Source organism: Sphingobacterium sp. BS-2 (assembly GCF_046161205.1).
GTDB lineage: Bacteria > Bacteroidota > Bacteroidia > Sphingobacteriales > Sphingobacteriaceae > Sphingobacterium > Sphingobacterium mizutaii.
This window is the reverse complement of the sequence record NZ_JBIXGO010000018.1, coordinates 81224-98744: the sequence shown is the minus strand read 5'-3', so window position 1 is coordinate 98744 and position 17521 is coordinate 81224. Positions and strand designations below refer to the sequence as shown.

Sequence of the window (17521 nt, the reverse complement as noted above, 5' to 3'; positions counted from 1 at the left end):
AATACTCCAATTGAGTATAAATAACTCAATAAAAGTTTAAAATATTTAATAAATATTTAATAAAAATTAAAAAAGATTATGAAAATTGTTTTTTAATACTTTACTTTGTGTCATTAATTCATAAAAACAATTAAATCATTAACAAAACAACAATCGTATGTGCGGAATTGTCGGAGCATTTGAATTGAAACAACCCCTAGAATCCTTAAGGCCGCAGGTCTTGGAAATGTCGAAAAGAATTCGTCATAGAGGACCAGATTGGTCGGGGATCTATAGTTCAGCCAAAGCATTGTTAGCTCATGAGCGTTTGGCTATTGTTGACCCTAAATCTGGGAGTCAACCCTTATACAGTCCTGATGGACAAGTAGTCCTTGCTGTCAATGGTGAGATCTACAATCATAAGGAGTTGCGAAATTCATTGCCAAATTATCAATTCTCTACCCAGTCCGATTCAGAGGTTGTTTTGGCTCTGTATTTGGAAAAAGGACCGGCATTTGTTGAGGAACTCAATGGGATCTTTGGATTTGCCTTGTATGATTCTCGTGATGATTCATTCTTTATTGCTAGGGACCATATGGGGATTATTCCATTGTATTATGGTAAAGATGAGTATGGACAGGTGTTTGTGGCATCGGAATTAAAATCCTTGGAGGATTTCTGTACGGAGATCGAGCAGTTTCCTCCGGGACATTATCTATATAGCAAAGAAGGATTGGAGCCTAAACGTTGGTATTCCCGCGATTGGGAATCCTATGATACGGTTCAGGACAGTGAAACGGATATTGCCAAATTGAGAAAAGGTTTGGAAGATGCGGTCTATCATCAATTGATGTCGGATGTGCCTTATGGTGTTCTTTTATCTGGTGGATTAGACTCTTCTGTGATCGCTGCCATAACCAAAAAGTTTGCTTCCAGAAGGATTGAGAGCAATGATGAGGAAGAGGCTTGGTACCCACAATTGCATTCATTTGCAGTAGGTTTACAAGGCTCTCCGGATCTGATCGCTGCGCAGAAAGCAGCAGACCATATTGGAACCATCCACCATGAGGTCAATTTCACGATACAGGAAGGTTTAGATGCAATCAGGGATGTAATCTATCATTTGGAAACTTATGATGTGACGACCATTCGTGCCTCGACTCCAATGTATCTGTTGGCTAGGGTAATTAAGTCCATGGGAATAAAAATGGTCTTGTCTGGCGAGGGTTCAGATGAATTATTTGGAGGATACCTTTATTTCCACAAGGCACCTAATGCGAAGGAATTCCATGAGGAAACGGTAAGAAAACTCAAAAAACTTTATTTATATGATTGCTTAAGGGCTAACAAATCTTTGGCTGCTTGGGGAGTTGAAGGGCGGGTCCCATTTTTGGACAAGGAGTTTATGGATATCGCCATGTGCATCAACCCAGAGGATAAGATGATCAAGGATGGCAGAATGGAAAAATGGGTGGTGAGAAAGGCTTTTGAGGATTATTTGCCCGAGTCGATTGCTTGGAGACAAAAGGAACAATTTTCAGATGGCGTAGGCTATTCTTGGATCGATACCCTAAAGGCACAAGCTGAGGAGAAAGTCTCGGATACGGAATTTGAAGCTGCAGCGCAACGTTTCCCGATCAATACTCCAAAAAATAAAGAGGAATATCTGTACAGGAGCATCTTTGAAACACATTTCCCATCGGATGCAGCAGCGAAGACTGTTCCTTCTGTTAAATCGGTTGCTTGTAGCACCCCTGAGGCTTTGGCTTGGGATGCTTCCTTCCAGAACCTAAACGATCCTTCGGGTAGGGCAGTTGCCAATGTCCATCTTGAAAGTTATGGAAAAAAAACACAAGAAGAATTATTGACATAGTTTAAATCATATCATATCAACTTGTATTAATGCCGGGCTGTAATTATTTACGGCCTGGTTTTTTTGTCTAATATGATACCGAGGGTAATAAAATATTGGGCGAGGATATAGCTGGACATTATGTAAAGTCCAGAGTTGGCTAGATAGGCAACAAATTTATTCAAGGCCAATATGGAGTCTGAGAAAATGAATAATAGGGCGCCGATCAAGCAAATGATAAAACTTAGGGTATTGGTTTGGTACCTCCTGGTATAAGCAAAGAATGCCATAGCGGCGATGACAATGATATATAGGATGACCGGGATCTTTAATGGTCCTAAGCTGGGTTTCAGAATGCTATACAGGTAATAGGAAAAGCTGGCCAGTATACCCGCGATGAGGATATAGCTTTTATGTTTGCTCAGGGCCTTGGCGCTTGTTTGCTTGCTAAAGGCAATGACATAGAGGATATGGCCGATCAAAAAGGATGCTAAACCGGCAACGAACATATTTTCGTTCAGCATCAGGAAAATATCGCCGAGGCAACCAAAAAATAGGCCTACAGCGACTAATTTTTCAATGTTCTTTTTTAATCCAGTTTCCTTATACAGGATAAAGATAAGCGAGATACAGATCAAAGGTTTGCTAAAGAACCTGAGATTGGGCAAATTGGCGTAAACAGCATATAAATGAAGCAGTGCAAGGAACAAGAATGCGATATGTAATTTGTACTGCTTCATTTTATGGGATCTAATTATCCGTATTTTTTAGTTGTTTTTCTTTGTTCCTTTTCACCAAGATATAACTGATCCAAAGTAGCAGTACCCAGATTGGGATCAATTCCACTGAGATTTTTAGGCCAGTAAACCACATCATCAACAATACGCCTAACAAAAACAAGAGGCTGAAATAATTGCTGATCGGATAGAGGATGGTTGGGAATTTGGTCTTGATTCCTTGTTTATCCTTTTGTTTCCTGAAAAACATGTGCGTCAAAGTAATCATGATCCAATTGATGATCAATGCAGATACTACTAGGGACATCAAGATTCCCAAAGCTTCCTTAGGGATCACTTTATTGATCAAAACTGTTATTGCCACAATCCCTGCAGAAACCAAGATGGCATTGACAGGGGAGTGGTTGGAGTTTAATTTCTTTAGGAATTTCGGTGCATTGCCTTGTTCAGCCAAACCGTATAGCATTCTTGAATTACTGTACACACAGCTATTGTAAACCGATAGGGCTGCGGTCAGTACGATGACGTTCAAGGCATTGGCGATGATGCTCGTAAAGAAGAAAGTCTTTCCGAACAGTTCAAATTGGAAACCTTTTAGGGTTGCAAATACTTCCACGAATGGACTGGTATCTGCGGTAATGGTTCTCCAAGGCATTAATGAGAATAGGATAAAAAGCGCTCCTACATAGAACACCAAGATTCTCCATAAAACCTGGTTGGTTGCTTTTGGGATGTTTTTTTCAGGGTTTTCAGCTTCTGCTGCCGTAATACCTACCAATTCCAAACCTCCAAAGGAGAACATGATTATGACGAGTGCGGCCAGTAATCCTGTATATCCAATATCGCCATTTCCGTTGAGCCAGCCATGGGGGAAGAAACCGCCATCATTATAGAGATTGGCAACGGTTGCTCTTTCACCTCCATTTCCTGAAACCAATAGGTAGACACCAAAGATGATCATGGCGATAATAGCCACAACCTTGATGATGGAAAACCAGAATTCGGTTTCACCATATACCTTTACCGAAGCAAGATTGATCACATTGATGACCAGGAAGAAGAATAGGGAAGAAGCCCAGAGCGGTATCTCTGGCCACCAGAACTGCACATATTTGCCGATTGCGGTCAATTCGGCCATGCTGACCAAGATATACAGCAACCAATAGTTCCAGCCGGAGGCATAGCCTGCGAATGGTCCCCAATATTTATTGGCGAAGGAGCTGAAGCTACCTGAGATCGGTTCTTCAACAACCATTTCGCCGAGCTGGCGCATGATGAAGAAGGCGACAAGCCCTGCAATGGCATATCCCAATATAACGGACGGACCAGCTAAAATAGCAGCCTGCCCAACCCCTAAAAATAAACCTGTACCAATAGCTCCACCTAAGGCAATTAACTGAATATGTCTGTTACTAAGGCCTCTTTTTAGTTCTTTTTCGTTGTTTTCTTGCACTCTGAAGAAGGTTAATTCCTGATTATGTTCCTAGTTATTATTCTCCATCGGCCTGAGGACCGATAAAAGCCACAAGATAAATTTTTCATTTTAATTTTTGTGCATCAAATAAAATAAAGAGTGTTTTATTAGCGGCATACATGTAAAATAATTTTTTTTATGTTAAGTAGGAAATGGGAAGAAGTGGGTTTTTGAGGGAAGGGGGATGATGTTTTTTTTCAAGAAAGGTATTTCGGTTATGATCTTGGTCCATCCTCTCAACCTCGTTGGGTGAGCCGTACCCTGAGCGGAGCCGAAGGGGAGTCGAACCCAATCCTGGTTCAAATGCAGGGCAAATACAACTCTCCCCATCCCCCGGCATACCTATCTCGCCAAAGAAAAAAGGCACCTATCTCAGGTGCCTTTCCATTTTATTTAAGATTTTTTATTAGCTCTTTGGCTTTACTTCTACCGTACAACAACCTTTGCTACATCCTGAGTTTCCTTTTTTCTTAGAGAAAAAGGGTTTAAAGATCACGTACAAAGCGTAGATGAAAAGGATAAAGATGATGATGTATTGAATAATTAAGCTCATTACTTTAAGATTTGATAAGCAATCAGCGCCGCAACGTAGGCTAAGCCTGTCATGAATAGCGTTTGGATCATGGTCCATTTCCATGAACCTGTTTCTTTACGAACTACACCAATGGTTGCCATACATTGCATTGCAAATGCGTAAAATAATAATAACGAAATTCCTGATGCAAAATTGTATGCAGGTTTTCCAGTGTTGCTATTGACCTCAGCGCGCATTCGGCTCAACAGCGATCCCTTTTGGGCTTCGTCTTCGATATCAACATCGGGTCCCATGCTGTATACAACTGCCATGGTTCCGACAAAGACTTCACGAGCGGCGAAGGAAGAAATCAGACCGATTCCCATTTTCCAGTCGTAGCCTAATGGCCTTACGATAGGTTCGATTCCCATTCCGATATAACCTAAGAAAGAGTGTTCCAGTTTATATGATCCAACTTCTTGTTCCAAATCATCCCCAGATAGATTAGGGTTGTTCTGTTGCACGATTTCTTCAGCATTGTAGAATTTTTGGTTTGGACCGAAATTTCCGAAAACCCATAATACGATGGAGATCATCAAGATGATCTTACCGGCATCGATCAAGAAACCAGAAGCCTTATCCCAAACATTGGTTATTACATTCTTCCAGTCAGGAAATTTGTAGGTTGGCAATTCAAAGATCAAGAAAGAAGAACGTACGCTCTTGATGACTTTGTTGAGGATCCATGCAGAACCCAAAGCTCCTACTATTCCTAAGATATACATGAAGAATAAGGTGATACCTTGCAGGTTAAAGCCCATATAGGTGGTTTCTGGGATGATCAAACCGATGATTACGATATAGATCGGTAGACGTGCCGAACAGGTCATGAATGGGGTAACCAAGATGGTCAGTAATCTTTCTTTTGGATTTTCTATATTACGGGCAGACATAACTGCTGGAATAGCACAGGCTGCTCCAGACATCAATGGGATGACCGATTTACCGTTCAATCCGAAAGGTCTTAACCAACGGTCCATAATGAATACCACACGGCTCATATAGCCTGATTCCTCCATTAAGGAAAGAAACAGGAATAGGATAACGATCTGCGGTACGAAAATGACAATACCACCAATACCGGCTACAATCCCTTCAATGAATAAAGAAGAGAGTGGTCCTTCGGGAAGGACGGTAGATAGGTATGCTGTTAAATCGCCGAAGCTACCATCGATCCAATCCATTAATGGACCAGACCAACTGAATATGGCTTGGAAAATCAACAACAATAGTCCGAAAAAGATTATATACCCTAAGACTGGATGCAATAAGATCTTATCGATTTTGGATGTGGTGTCTAGGGTTTGGTTTTTAGATTTGACCAATATTTTGTCAAGCTCCAGACTGATTTGGTCTTGTCTCAAGAGTGATTCAGTCTTTTGCATTTCGTGCGGATCCAATTGGTATTTTGCACGGATGCTAGCTAATTCTTGTTGTTTTTCCAACGGAAGGTAACTTACGTTTTCTTGCGCCAGATATTGCCAAGTAAGGTATTCAGTTTCTAAAGGGAACAGTTTTTTAGCTTCCGATAGGGCTTGAGTGTATTTTTCTGGAATTTGGAAGGTGCCAAGGTAGAAAGATGGTTTTTCATCCAAGGAATTGATCAGTTTATCCAATCCCTTTCCGGTCCTTGCATTCGTTTGGTAGACTTTGGTTTTCAGATAGGCTTCCAGCTTATGGAAGTCGATCTGTACGCCCTTGCTTTCCACTTCATCGATCATATTGATCACAAAAATGGCGGGAAGTCCCAGTTCACGTGCCTGTTGGTACAGGATGATCCCTCTTTTGAGGGTTGATGGTTCTGCGACCACGACGGTTAGGTCGGGGCTGAGTTTATTTTCTCGCTGGCTTAAAATTTTGAAAACAATTTCCTCATCTAAAGAGTTAGGAAATAGGGTGTAAGTCCCAGGGAGGTCAATGATGTGGTAAGTTTTGTTATTTGCTTTTAATTTTCCTTCTCTTTTTTCTACGGTAATTCCAGGATAGTTACCAACCTTTTGGTTAAGCTTAGTAAGTCTATTGAACAAAGAGGTTTTACCAACATTGGGGTTCCCCAGAAGGACAATATTAGGATCTTTCATTAGATTAATTCTGCAGTGATAAGTTTAGCTTCGGATTTACGGATTGCGATTAAGGCATTGCTTTCAATGACGTTCACACAGATAGGTCCACTTAGGGGGGCTTTATGTTTTATTTCAACAACTGAACCTGGGTAAAAGCCTAGTTCATAGAATTTTGCAGGTATTTCTGTGGATTGGATTGCATTAATTTTAGCGAGATCTCCTATTTTCAATTTATCAAGGCTAATATGTTGCGGCATTCGACGACAATTTTTTATGTTTTTTGAATAAAAATCAACAATAGCAAAGATAAATAATTAAAATCTTTTAAATTGCGGATTAAGTCACACTAATGTATTATTAAATATGCCGAAGATCGAAGAATTGGTTAAAGTAAAGCAATTCGCAAGTCCTTGGCATCGCGCAACGATCAATATTATTTACACTAACAACTGGTTGAACGTGATGCTGGAAAAGAGAGCGAATGCCAAACAAATCACCTTGCAACAGTTTAATGTGTTGCGCGTCTTACGCGGTCAGTACCCCAATCCTGTTACCAATAATTTGTTGAAGGAGAGGCTGCTAACCAAAACGCCTGATATCAGTAGGTTAGTTGATCGCATTGTAAGTAAAGGCCTAGTTTCTAGGGAAAAGAACAGCGTAGACAAGCGCGCCGTCGATCTATTGATCACCGACAAAGGCTTGGATCTGCTTGAAGAAATCGAAACGGACATGATGCTGGATGATGTACTTCCAGAAAACATTTCCAGTGACGATTGCTTGAAGCTAAGTGAATTATTAGATAAGTTCAGAGGCCTTAATGGGGTGGAGTACTAACTAATGTTCATGATCAGAATGGTCATGGTCATGATGATCATGGTCATGGGTTTCTTCAGTTTGATCTGTAGTTCCATGGTTATGATGTGAATGATCATGACCTTCAAATAAGAAGTTGGCCATTGAAACCAAAACGCCTAACAAGACCGCCAGCATTTTTTTCTTGTTGAAGGTATGATGATCTGCCGATCCTGACTCGAAGAGGATCGTAGTCGAGATGTGCAAGAAAATACCAATTACCACCGCCATAATCTTATCGAAATACTGTGAGATGTTACCGATCTCTCCTGCGCTGATCCCTTTGCTGGTCACGAATCCTAGGGGTGTCATGGCAGCGAAAATAGCGATAAACACGATAATGGTAGGTTTCTTCAATCGGGTTCCGATCAATAAGCTTCCCAAAGCAAAAGCAGCAGGGATATGGTGGATGGCAATACCAAAGACCAATTCATTGCGGTGTCCAGATGCCAATGGGAACCCCTCTAAGAAGGCATGTAAACAAAGACTGATCAGGATAGCGATAGGAAATGCCTGATGGCTATGGCCATCGTGGCTGCTGTGTATATGACCGTGTTCTATACCTTGGGAAAAATGTTCCAGCACTAACTGAAACAGGAAACCACCTAAAATATAGAGCCCGATGATCTCTCCTGGGGTTTGGTTACTGTGGTAAACTTCTGGAATCAAGTGCAAAACGGTGATGGCAAATAGGTAGGCACCACTGAAAGAAAGCACCAATTTCAGTAATTGGGTATTATCTCTTTTGACAAAAAATACAGCAATACCACTTAGTAATGCGGAGAAAAATAGGATGGATACGATCAAGAAACTACTCATGCAGCTGTTGTTGTTGGAATGGGTTTGGGTTCAAAAAACTGAGGATAAAACCTTTTGAATAAATAACCAGTCCCTAAACCTATGAGTGTCCCCAAGATGGCCCCACAGAGGATATCCAAGGGATAGTGTACTCCGACATAGATCTGAGAAAAGGATATGGAAGCCGCCCAAAGAATACACAGCCAAAGGGTGTGTTTCCATTTGCGACGAAATAATACAATCCAGAAGAACGCCATCGCAAAGTGGTTGGTTGCATGGGATGAAGTGAAACTAAATCCAGAACCACAGCGAGCACGTAAATTAACTTGGTTCTTGAAAACTACATCATTACAAGGTCTAACGCGTTTCACCGATTTCTTTATCAAATGGGAGGAAGCCGCATCCGAGAGCCCGAAGGTTGCAAAGGTACAGGCAACGATTAAAATGCCGGTCTTTCCGTAGTGCTTGATGAAAAAGATGATCAAAAATAAATAAAGCGGGGACCAAGTGTAAGGATTACGTAAGATAGGTAGTAACCAGTCAAAAACAATATTGCTTAAGCCCTGGTTGATTAATAGAAATAAATCTTGATCGAAATGGATTATTTTCTCTAACATATTTTTGTTGTAGAATGGTCAATTTTCAATAATTAAACCAAATCTAAAAAAATAAGATGTAATACCTTACTTATTATAGTAAACGAAACTAAGTTGCAACAAAGATATACATAAGAAGGAAAAAAAGAATAAAAAACATTAATAATTATTTTATTCCGTTATTTTTACGAGCATTAATAACATGTATACTTATGGCTTTAATTAAATCTATTTCAGGAATTAGGGGAACTATAGGCGGTAGACCTGGTGATAACTTAACACCTGTGGATATTGTGAAATTTACTGCTGCTTATGGAAAAATCATTACAGAAAATGCAGAAAACAAGACTATCGTAGTAGGCCGGGATGCTCGTATCTCTGGCGAGATGGTTTCTAATTTAGTGATCGGGACCTTGCAGAGCATAGGGGTAAATGTAATTGACCTAGGTTTGTCCACTACGCCTACTGTTGAGATTGCAGTGCCTAAGTTAAAGGCTGCCGGTGGGATCATCTTGACTGCTTCCCATAATCCAGGACAATGGAATGCACTGAAACTTTTGAACGAAAAGGGCGAATTTATTGATGATGCCAAAGGGAAAGAGGTTTTAGAGCTTGGTGAGAGCTTGAACTTTGATTTTGCAGAGGTCGATCAATTGGGCTCTGTTACAAAAGATGATTCATTTTTACAAAAACATATTGATGATGTATTGGCATTGGAATTCGTGGATGTGGAAGCGATCAAGAAAGCCAATTTTAAAGTTGCTGTTGATGCAGTGAACAGTACTGGGGGTACATTTATCCCTGAGTTGTTGAAAGCTTTAGGTGTGGAGACGGTTTATAAGATCCATTGTGAGCCTAATGGGCATTTCCCACATAACCCAGAACCTCTAAAGGAACACTTAACAGATCTTTCCCAAGCAGTGCTTGACAATAAGGCTGATCTAGGTATTGCTGTGGATCCAGATGTTGACCGTTTGGTGTTCATGATGGAAAATGGTGAGCTGTTCGGCGAAGAATATACATTGGTAGCGGTTTCAGATTTTATTTTGGGACAGAAAAAAGGAAATACAGTTTCTAACCTTTCCTCTACGCGTGCCCTTAGAGATGTGACTGAAAAACATGGTGGGCAATATTTTGCTGCTGCGGTAGGTGAGGTGAATGTGGTGACTAAGATGAAAGAGGTGGATGCAGTAATCGGTGGTGAAGGAAATGGTGGAGTGATCTATCCGGCTTCTCACTATGGACGTGACTCCTTGGTTGGGGTTGCTCTGTTCTTGACGCATTTAGCGAAGTTAGGTAAGAAGGTAACAGAATACCGTGCTGAACTTCCGCAATACTTTATGTCCAAAAATAAGATTACACTAACTCCTGAACTGGATATCGATAATCTATTGGCGAAAATGCAAGCGAAATATGCTCATGAGCAGCATTCTACCATTGATGGTTTGAAGATTGATTTCCCGAATGAATGGGTGCATCTTCGTAAATCGAATACAGAGCCTATCATCCGTATCTATTCGGAAGGACCTACAGCGGAAGCTGCAGAGGCAATCGCACAAAAAATAATGAATGAAATCCAAGAGATCGTTGGATAAAGATCTTTAGGAACGATATAAAATCCCCCAAAACAGTTATTTATTGTATTGGGGGATTTCTGTTTATTTGCAGTATGAAAAACATCAAGCCGATTCTTCTATTCTTATTCATTTTTGGTTTTCTGGGGCTACATGCGCAGGAGTTTGTCAATATCAAAATCAAGCAGGATTTTCAGACTTTGACGGCTAAGGATGGGGTCTTCCATATCCAGAAAAAGCCGTTCAAGTTAGTATTCCATGTAAGGAATACGGACGGCTTTTGTATTGGTTTTACCCAAAATGAAGACATTTATCGTTCTGCGATCGGTGAAGCTGATATGGAAGTGATGTGGTTTGAGAATACAGGAATGGCAGAAGGTCGTTTCAATGAGGATAAAACGACGATGATTTCGGATGAAGCGCCGAGCTATTGGTACTATACAGCCATTGATGATCACCGCTTTGACAAAAATCCGTATGGAACACAGAATGAATGGTTAGCGGAACGGACCGTCAATTCTTTTTATCTGACTGAGTTCGGTGAGTCCTTCAAGATGGAAGATATGGTAAGACCAGTGTATGTTGTTGTCTATGAGCCAGTTTATGATGAGGACTACAATTTGATTGAAAAAAAGGTACTTTACCATGCCAAAATCAATATGTAGTATTTATTTTCAGTAATTTTTTTTGTTTTTATAGCTAAATGTCTACAACATATTATACTATTTAATAAATTTGGCGATAGATTAAAAACATTATCGCCAGTGAAGACTCAATATCGTTTGTTAAGTGCAGTATTTTTGTTGTCTGTTTTGTGTCTTTCATCTTGCGAGAAAGCACCAGATTTTCATAAGCCTCTTATTAAAGAGGAAAAGGCTAATATCCAGGTTAATACCGGATTTGTAGACAAAGAAGTTCCGATGACCTCCGACACCTGGGAGGTTGTTCATGTTAGAAATATTAATCCTACCAAGTATCTCTTGGATTCCCGTTTGCAAATCATGCGATTGGGTGGGGTAGGCCGTGTGGAAAATTCTACAGGAATTATCGCTTTGGAGAAGAAAGGGAATGACCCTAGGAAGTTATTTATTTCCATGACTGAGAACTTCAGCGCAGAACCGAGAAGGTTACTGATCGGGATAAAGGATCAAGAGTCTACCAAAGAAATTGAGATCATCCAAGAAAGGGGTGGTAACTATGAGCTGGTTGATAAGATCATCACTGAAAATCCTACTGCTCGTAAAGTGACTGTTCTTAGGCTGAACAGTACTACAGTTGATAATCAGGCAAGCAATGCGATGACCATTAAAACCCCGATTAAGGAATATTACAAGACCGCTAGCTTTGTTTCAGAGTTCAGTGCAAACCTTTTCAGTGTTTTTGATTGGACTCCAGCTCCTGATAGTTTGATCAGCATGATCCCATTAGAGCATGAAGGCGTTAAATATTGGGATGCAAAAGTAAAATATGTAAGAGGAGCTCAATCTTCTCCTTATATGGCTAATGCTACTCAGCCAGTTGATATCATTGTTCCTGCGAACAGCAAGAAAACAGTGTATGCTGAAGTAACGATGGTGAGCCGTGAATGTGAATTTACCTTCAAGATCAAGAACAAAGACACTGGATATTTGAGCACCCTGAAAGGCCGTTGGAAGCAACAGGTACCTATCAAAGGTGAAATCAAAGTATTATAACCTACCGATTCTCCTCTTTTTTATTCTTTCTGTAACGTATTAACATAATCTATTCTAACTTATAGAATTGCTAAACTATTGGCTTTGAAAATTAAAGAAAAGGAATTGTTGGAGACAGCCTTTGTCTTACTTTTCTTGGAATGCTTTTTCTATCCTAAAATATAAATGCTCTTGATTGTTGGTGGTACATTCTTGTTCCGTTGGATGATCCAAAGGATGTACGGGAGCTATTTGAATCAAATAAAGCAGACCTTGGATTTATTGAAGCCGGGGGAATAGTTTGCTTGAGGTAGATTAACAGAACTGCATTAAAATAGATGAAATAGTTTTGTTGAAATGAAAAATATATTCTATCTTTGCGACTCATTAAATATTAACAATTTTAATAAATAACAATGTACGCAATAGTAAATATAGCAGGACAGCAATTTAAGGTTGCAAAAGACCAGTACCTTTTTGTACACCGTTTACAAGGGGACGAGGGCGCTAGTATTGAATTTGACAATGTATTGTTAGCAGAAGACGGTGGTAAGTTTACTGTAGGTACTCCAAGTATCTCAGGTGCTAAAGTTTCAGCTACTATTTTGTCACATTTGAAAGGTGAAAAAGTTATCGTTTTCAAGAAAAAACGTCGTAAAGGCTACAAAAAGAAAAACGGTCACCGTCAACAATTCACTAAAATCCAGATCACTGGTATCAGTTTATAATCGAATTTTTAATCTGACGCAAGTCATAAATTAGAATAAAGAAATGGCACACAAAAAAGGTGCGGGTAGTTCCAAGAACGGCCGTGAGTCACACAGTAAGAGATTAGGTATCAAAATTTTCGGTGGTCAACAAGCTATCGCTGGTAACATCATCGTACGTCAACGTGGTACTCAGCACAATGCTGATGCTAATGTTGGTATCGGTAAAGATCATACCTTATACGCTCTAATCGACGGTACAGTAGTATTCCGTAAAAAAGCTAACAACAAATCTTACGTTTCAGTTCTTCCAGTAGATGAAAACAACTAAGGTTAGTTAATAAAACACAAGAAGGTCTGTTTGGTATTCCAAACAGACCTTCTTTGTTTTAGATATGAGATATGAGATATGAGACTTGAGACCAAGAAAGTTCTATTGGCTATTCCAACGTAATCTATACAAAGTGTTTGCTATTCTGGCCGTGTATGGATGAAAGTCACTAACCAGACCTAAATAGTCAAGTTATAGATATGTAGCTAATTGATTTAATGATATAAGAGAGCGAATGGAAAGGTCTAATGTCTTGTGACTATGGTCTGATGTCTAACGAAAAAGGCAGGATCATCATTAATCCTGCCTTTTTCGTTAAAATGTGGAGAATACCGGATTCGAACCGGTGGCCTCTTGCCTGCCAGGCAAGCGCTCTAGCCAGCTGAGCTAATCCCCCTTAGCGCAGCAAATATACTGGAATTTCCGATATTTCCTATTTCAATGCTAAATTATATTTTGTGCCATCCGTGATGGATACATCCAACATGAACTTGCTGAAATCAGCATAGCTGGATACAGGGTATTCACCTTCACGGAGTTGCAGCTTTCTGTAGCAGATCATCTTTCCATCCTTGATCTCTACACGGAACTCGTAGGTACCCATAGGGACCTCTAGCTTCTTGTTAATTGGGATGATATTGTTTGAAAGATTCTCGGGTAATTCGATTTCAGTCTCGTCAATGTCGGTATATCCTCTAGAGATCCGGACAACATTTATTCTGTTGCGGATATCGGGTATTGAAGCGCTTCGGTTCAGGAAATTAGGAAAGACCGTGACATTGTCATTGTTCTTGATTGCGAAGTTCTCAGCTTCGATATTCAGGTCCTCGGTAAGCGAAAGCTTGTCATTGCTGTTAATGGTATACTTGATGTCCTTGAATTGGATACGATTGATGTCATATAGCCTAGCAAGGGATTTGATCTGCTCATCTTTGATCTTCTTAACATTCGGGAAGTGATTTTCAAACTGGAAGCCTGAAAACTCAGTCGTGATCACTCCGCTGATTTTCCCATCGGTATTCAGCTTAAATGAACCCTTTCTATGTTGTATGCTCTGATCATAAGGGTAGCTGACCGTCCTTAAAATCTTACCACCATTTTCAGTCATCGCCAATACCAACCTATCATCTGTAAAGTCTCCCAAATAGCCATAAGGGAAGTCCTGACTTGTGCATTCCAGCCAAGTAGTGTCATTTTGGAATGGTAAGCAAAGAATAACATGGTTACCATCGATCAAGTTGGCAAATTGAGGTTCAATATTCATCTTACGATTGCCCGCTTCTACGATACAATAGTAGGAGGGGATATTGACCACATCCAATAGGGATTGCATATAGTTGACCAAAGCCTTACAATCGCCGTAGCCTAAGCGGTCTACATCTGATGCTGGAAAAGGCTCCTGTCCACCGATACCCACCTGTACAGAGATATACCTCGTCTTTTTCTGTAAGTACTCATAGAGAGCCTTGGCTTTTTCTTGATCGGTTTTCAGGTCCTTGCAGATTTCCTTAACCTTTGCGGCGGTTGCTGCAGGCAAGTCTCTTTTATCCTTCAGCAATGCGCTGTTCATCCAGTCGCCATAGGATTTCCAATCGTTGGCCGTTCCCGCATGTTTGTAATATTCAAAAGATTCAGGGACTACAAAAACGCGCATTCCAGTCTCATGCCTATTCGGGCTATAGGGTTCTGAACGGACAGCATTTATATTCTCAATATCCCAATAATAGGATTTCTGCTTTCCTTTCATTTCTTCCCTACCCTCTTTTTTGAGGTTCTTTTTCAGGATTCTCAGTTTGTAATTGGGATCAGCCAATATCTCATAGCTGCTCTTTTGCACTGAGATATCCAAGGAGAAGTCAGGTCGCCATGAACTGATGGCCAGTGTTTGGTTGTGTCTTACCTCATACTCAGTGACCACTGTATAGGGAAAAGAAGGCAATGAAGGCGCTAAGTGCTTGAGTCTGGTATTTGTGAACATGGTTCCCTCATCAGAGGCGCTGTAGTCCTTAAAATCCTTCATGGAATATTTCTTGACAGCCTTTCCATCAGGATCTAAGACTTCCACTTTGATATTCTTGATCTGTTTAGACTTGTCATACGACATCGTGATACTGTTGTATTCCTCACCAGCACTGTTGTGGATGGTAATTACCCGACGGCCAGTTTCGATCATCTCACTTGGGCTTTTGATGTCGTAAGTGGTATGTTCCTCCCGAATTGTTGCCGAGGCACGACTCAGCAATTCCTTTGGGATATTGGAAACCTCATATTGGGCAAAAGAATCAAGTTGTCCCAATAGGAGGAAAGCCAGAATAAAACCTATTTTTCTCATCATATCTTCTTGAATTGAAAGTCAGTCATTTGTTGTTGGATGATCCTGGAAAAGAATTCTTTCAAGTGAAAATATTCCTCAGGAGTGAAAATAGCTTTGTTCAGGAAAGTCGTTTGTTGCAGCATCAAAATGTTGTTGTCATATATGGACCTGAACGTATATTTTGCAGTGCTTTCTGGCAAAGTCATCGCCGAATCCTTGGGTTTGTTTGAAATGGTATAACCATTAGGAATGCTGATATTGATGTTATAGGTCTCACCCCTTGGGGCACCAAGGTCCACATGATAATTCCTTTCCTCTAGTTTGAATGGATTTTTAGTCGTCCTTTCATAAATAATAGGGTTCAGCAGGATACCATCAGGTCTAAAATTTTCTCTCAGTTCCATTTCAAATTCCAATTGCTCCACGAGAGGTTTTTCCATATCGTCAATGTTTTCCACCTTCGAGCTCAATAGCCTCATGGATGTCACATGTTCCATCTGTTTTTCCTCATACTCTTCGAAGCTATTGAATCCGTCTATCTCGTTTCTTTTAGCGATCGCATCCAGCCCTGTATATTGCACCCTGATGGTACCTGTGATCTTACCGGTACTATCTAATTTTCCAAGGATATTATACAATCTTTTAGAGGAGACCTCATTCTTTAAAGGCACCCAATCCGAACGGTCTCTAGAAAAGATCACCCTACCGCGATCATTAATCGAAGATATAGAAAGCTCTCCAAAAGGAAGGAATTTCTCTGAGGCATCCAATAGATAGTCTTTTCCATCGATTTTAGCCATACAGATAACTGCATTGAAATCCGTCATCGCTGGAAACAAAAAGTTTGGGATACCATTGTTACGGGTGGAAATGATGACAGGATAAGCCTCAATGTCCGCAGCATTCAATCCGGCAACCAAGCCAAGATTAATATCCGCAATGTTTCCTTTTTTGGTTTCCAAGGCTTTCTTTATTCCTATTTCAGCATATTTTCCCAAGACATTATTATGGCTGATGTTTTTCTGGATATAATAGTAAATGGCCTTGGCCTTGTCTAATTTACTTTCTTTCCCAGCCAGGATAGTAGGCAGCAAATCCTTAAATGCCCCTTTGTTTTTTACCTGTCCACCAAATTCTTTCGACGCCATCAGGTCTTGATCGATATCGGACCAATTTTTCGCGTAATTGGTATGCGGTCCATGTGGGTCAAGATAGGTCCTGAGTTCATAATTGATCGAAGAAATATAATTGATGGGAGCTAGCATGAAATCCTCTTCCTTAAATGCCGGAACGTCCTCGATGATATAAGTCATTTTTGAACAGTCCTGTCTATCACCTCCCAAAAGGAAATGTTTGTTTAAAACCGTAGATTTCTGATCCGTTAATCCTAGGTAGCCCTTCAAGTTGGTGTTATACACAAAAGTAGCTGGAATTACCGCTACATATTCGCTGTGCAACTTAGGTAGATCCGATTGGAAGTACCAGGTTCTAAAGTTTCTGACTCCCGGCGATAATAATCTGTAAGAGTATTCGATGATAGAATTGTCTTTAATATTAGGGAGGGTGAACTTTAATTCATGTCTGTATTGGGAAGTCTTATCGGTAAAGATTGCTTCTTTCTTCAGGTCATCCGTAACGAGTTTACCATTTTCAAAATTATGCGTCCTGCCTTTTATGTCGCGCACATATTCCATGTCCGAACCATACTTGTAAAGCGGGATGCTGATATTGGCAGAGCTAGCACCGTCTTTGTCCAGGATCTTGATCCGAACATGTACATTATGAACGACCATTAAGGCGCGGTCACTTTCGCTGAATTCCAGTTCAGTTCTTCCATGTTCAAATAATACAATTGCATGTGCAGAAGTGTCGTTCTGCTTGTGGTCAGTAGAGAATAATGCCAAGTCCAATTTCGGTAAAGGATTGTCTTGCGCATTCCCCAATAGGCATACAAATAGCATGCAGAGGCCTAAAAACATAGATTTCATAATGATTTG

Annotated in this window: 16 protein-coding genes and 1 tRNA gene; 7 read left to right on the top strand and 10 right to left on the bottom strand. The window is 40.3% G+C overall.

Annotated elements, in window-relative coordinates:
- Positions 1-157: 157 nt before the first annotated feature.
- Positions 158-1852 (top strand): asparagine synthase B, encoded by a 1695-nt coding sequence (asnB, locus tag ACK2WI_RS10735; RefSeq protein WP_409150751.1) that lies wholly within the window; start codon positions 158-160, stop codon positions 1850-1852.
- Between the two features lie 47 nt (positions 1853-1899).
- Here the strand turns inward: asnB and ACK2WI_RS10730 are convergent, their stop codons facing one another.
- The 5 genes from ACK2WI_RS10730 to ACK2WI_RS10710 all read right to left on the bottom strand — a co-directional run bounded on the left by ACK2WI_RS10730 (position 1900) and on the right by ACK2WI_RS10710 (position 6936).
- Positions 1900-2571, bottom strand: coding sequence for a lysoplasmalogenase (locus tag ACK2WI_RS10730; protein ID WP_093098141.1), 672 nt, complete (start codon positions 2569-2571; stop codon positions 1900-1902).
- Positions 2572-2581: 10 nt separating this feature from the next.
- Entirely contained in the window at positions 2582-4021 is a 1440-nt protein-coding gene (locus ACK2WI_RS10725) for an amino acid permease (protein ID WP_409150749.1), read from the bottom strand.
- Between the two features lie 427 nt (positions 4022-4448).
- Positions 4449-4595, bottom strand: a complete 147-nt coding sequence (locus ACK2WI_RS10720) for a FeoB-associated Cys-rich membrane protein (protein WP_157739540.1) — start codon at positions 4593-4595, stop codon at positions 4449-4451.
- Complete coding sequence (gene feoB, locus ACK2WI_RS10715; RefSeq protein WP_409150747.1) at positions 4595-6697, bottom strand: ferrous iron transport protein B; 2103 nt, start codon at positions 6695-6697, stop codon at positions 4595-4597. The genes ACK2WI_RS10720 and feoB overlap by 1 nt, the downstream gene beginning before the upstream one ends.
- Positions 6697-6936 carry a FeoA family protein gene (locus ACK2WI_RS10710; RefSeq protein WP_312696728.1) on the bottom strand — a complete coding sequence of 80 codons (240 nt, stop codon included), beginning with the start codon at positions 6934-6936 and terminating at the stop codon, positions 6697-6699. The genes feoB and ACK2WI_RS10710 overlap by 1 nt, the downstream gene beginning before the upstream one ends.
- Before the next feature lie 106 nt (positions 6937-7042).
- Here ACK2WI_RS10710 and ACK2WI_RS10705 point away from each other — a divergent pair, with 106 nt between their 5' ends.
- On the top strand, positions 7043-7513 hold the full coding sequence (locus ACK2WI_RS10705) for a MarR family winged helix-turn-helix transcriptional regulator (RefSeq protein WP_093098135.1): 471 nt from the start codon (positions 7043-7045) through the stop codon (positions 7511-7513).
- On the opposite strand, the gene ACK2WI_RS10700 is transcribed toward ACK2WI_RS10705, so the two are convergent.
- Together ACK2WI_RS10700 and ACK2WI_RS10695 are read right to left on the bottom strand one after the other, a co-directional pair.
- Positions 7514-8350 carry a ZIP family metal transporter gene (locus ACK2WI_RS10700; protein WP_093098133.1) on the bottom strand — a complete coding sequence of 279 codons (837 nt, stop codon included), beginning with the start codon at positions 8348-8350 and terminating at the stop codon, positions 7514-7516.
- Positions 8347-8946: a phosphatase PAP2 family protein gene (locus ACK2WI_RS10695; RefSeq protein WP_093098131.1), complete on the bottom strand. Its 600-nt coding sequence runs from the start codon at positions 8944-8946 to the stop codon at positions 8347-8349. Before ACK2WI_RS10695 ends, ACK2WI_RS10700 begins: the two co-directional genes overlap by 4 nt.
- 191 nt (positions 8947-9137) lie before the next feature.
- On the opposite strand from ACK2WI_RS10695, the gene glmM reads away from it, so the two are divergent.
- The 5 genes from glmM to rpmA all read left to right on the top strand — a co-directional run bounded on the left by glmM (position 9138) and on the right by rpmA (position 13210).
- Positions 9138-10520 (top strand): phosphoglucosamine mutase, encoded by a 1383-nt coding sequence (gene glmM / locus ACK2WI_RS10690; protein ID WP_093098130.1) that lies wholly within the window; start codon positions 9138-9140, stop codon positions 10518-10520.
- A 74-nt stretch (positions 10521-10594) separates the two neighbouring features.
- Entirely contained in the window at positions 10595-11164 is a 570-nt protein-coding gene (locus ACK2WI_RS10685) for a hypothetical protein (RefSeq protein ID WP_409150744.1), read from the top strand.
- 99 nt (positions 11165-11263) lie between these two features.
- Positions 11264-12193, top strand: a complete 930-nt coding sequence (locus tag ACK2WI_RS10680) for a hypothetical protein (RefSeq protein ID WP_409150742.1) — start codon at positions 11264-11266, stop codon at positions 12191-12193.
- A gap of 395 nt (positions 12194-12588) precedes the next feature.
- Positions 12589-12900 (top strand): 50S ribosomal protein L21, encoded by a 312-nt coding sequence (gene rplU / locus ACK2WI_RS10675; RefSeq protein ID WP_093098124.1) that lies wholly within the window; start codon positions 12589-12591, stop codon positions 12898-12900.
- Between the two features lie 43 nt (positions 12901-12943).
- Positions 12944-13210 (top strand): 50S ribosomal protein L27, encoded by a 267-nt coding sequence (rpmA, locus tag ACK2WI_RS10670; protein ID WP_409150740.1) that lies wholly within the window; start codon positions 12944-12946, stop codon positions 13208-13210.
- 323 nt (positions 13211-13533) lie between these two features.
- Here rpmA and ACK2WI_RS10665 read toward each other — a convergent pair.
- The 3 genes from ACK2WI_RS10665 to ACK2WI_RS10655 form a co-directional block, all read right to left on the bottom strand.
- A tRNA-Ala gene (locus ACK2WI_RS10665) sits at positions 13534-13607 on the bottom strand.
- Positions 13608-13643: 36 nt separating this feature from the next.
- Positions 13644-15545, bottom strand: a complete 1902-nt coding sequence (locus tag ACK2WI_RS10660) for a DUF3857 domain-containing protein (RefSeq protein WP_409150738.1) — start codon at positions 15543-15545, stop codon at positions 13644-13646.
- Positions 15542-17512: a DUF3857 and transglutaminase domain-containing protein gene (locus tag ACK2WI_RS10655; RefSeq protein WP_409150737.1), complete on the bottom strand. Its 1971-nt coding sequence runs from the start codon at positions 17510-17512 to the stop codon at positions 15542-15544. The genes ACK2WI_RS10660 and ACK2WI_RS10655 overlap by 4 nt, the downstream gene beginning before the upstream one ends.
- Between the last annotated feature and the right edge of the window lie 9 nt (positions 17513-17521).

Coding starts and splice junctions, on each gene's coding strand:
- asnB (WP_409150751.1), top strand. CDS start 158: ATGTGCGGAATTGTCGGAGCATTTGAATTGAAACAACCCCTAGAATCC.
- ACK2WI_RS10730 (WP_093098141.1), bottom strand. CDS start 2,571: ATGAAGCAGTACAAATTACATATCGCATTCTTGTTCCTTGCACTGCTT.
- ACK2WI_RS10720 (WP_157739540.1), bottom strand. CDS start 4,595: ATGAGCTTAATTATTCAATACATCATCATCTTTATCCTTTTCATCTAC.
- feoB (WP_409150747.1), bottom strand. CDS start 6,697: ATGAAAGATCCTAATATTGTCCTTCTGGGGAACCCCAATGTTGGTAAA.
- ACK2WI_RS10710 (WP_312696728.1), bottom strand. CDS start 6,936: ATGCCGCAACATATTAGCCTTGATAAATTGAAAATAGGAGATCTCGCT.
- ACK2WI_RS10705 (WP_093098135.1), top strand. CDS start 7,043: ATGCCGAAGATCGAAGAATTGGTTAAAGTAAAGCAATTCGCAAGTCCT.
- ACK2WI_RS10700 (WP_093098133.1), bottom strand. CDS start 8,350: ATGAGTAGTTTCTTGATCGTATCCATCCTATTTTTCTCCGCATTACTA.
- ACK2WI_RS10695 (WP_093098131.1), bottom strand. CDS start 8,946: ATGTTAGAGAAAATAATCCATTTCGATCAAGATTTATTTCTATTAATC.
- glmM (WP_093098130.1), top strand. CDS start 9,138: ATGGCTTTAATTAAATCTATTTCAGGAATTAGGGGAACTATAGGCGGT.
- ACK2WI_RS10685 (WP_409150744.1), top strand. CDS start 10,595: ATGAAAAACATCAAGCCGATTCTTCTATTCTTATTCATTTTTGGTTTT.
- rplU (WP_093098124.1), top strand. CDS start 12,589: ATGTACGCAATAGTAAATATAGCAGGACAGCAATTTAAGGTTGCAAAA.
- rpmA (WP_409150740.1), top strand. CDS start 12,944: ATGGCACACAAAAAAGGTGCGGGTAGTTCCAAGAACGGCCGTGAGTCA.
- ACK2WI_RS10660 (WP_409150738.1), bottom strand. CDS start 15,545: ATGATGAGAAAAATAGGTTTTATTCTGGCTTTCCTCCTATTGGGACAA.
- ACK2WI_RS10655 (WP_409150737.1), bottom strand. CDS start 17,512: ATGAAATCTATGTTTTTAGGCCTCTGCATGCTATTTGTATGCCTATTG.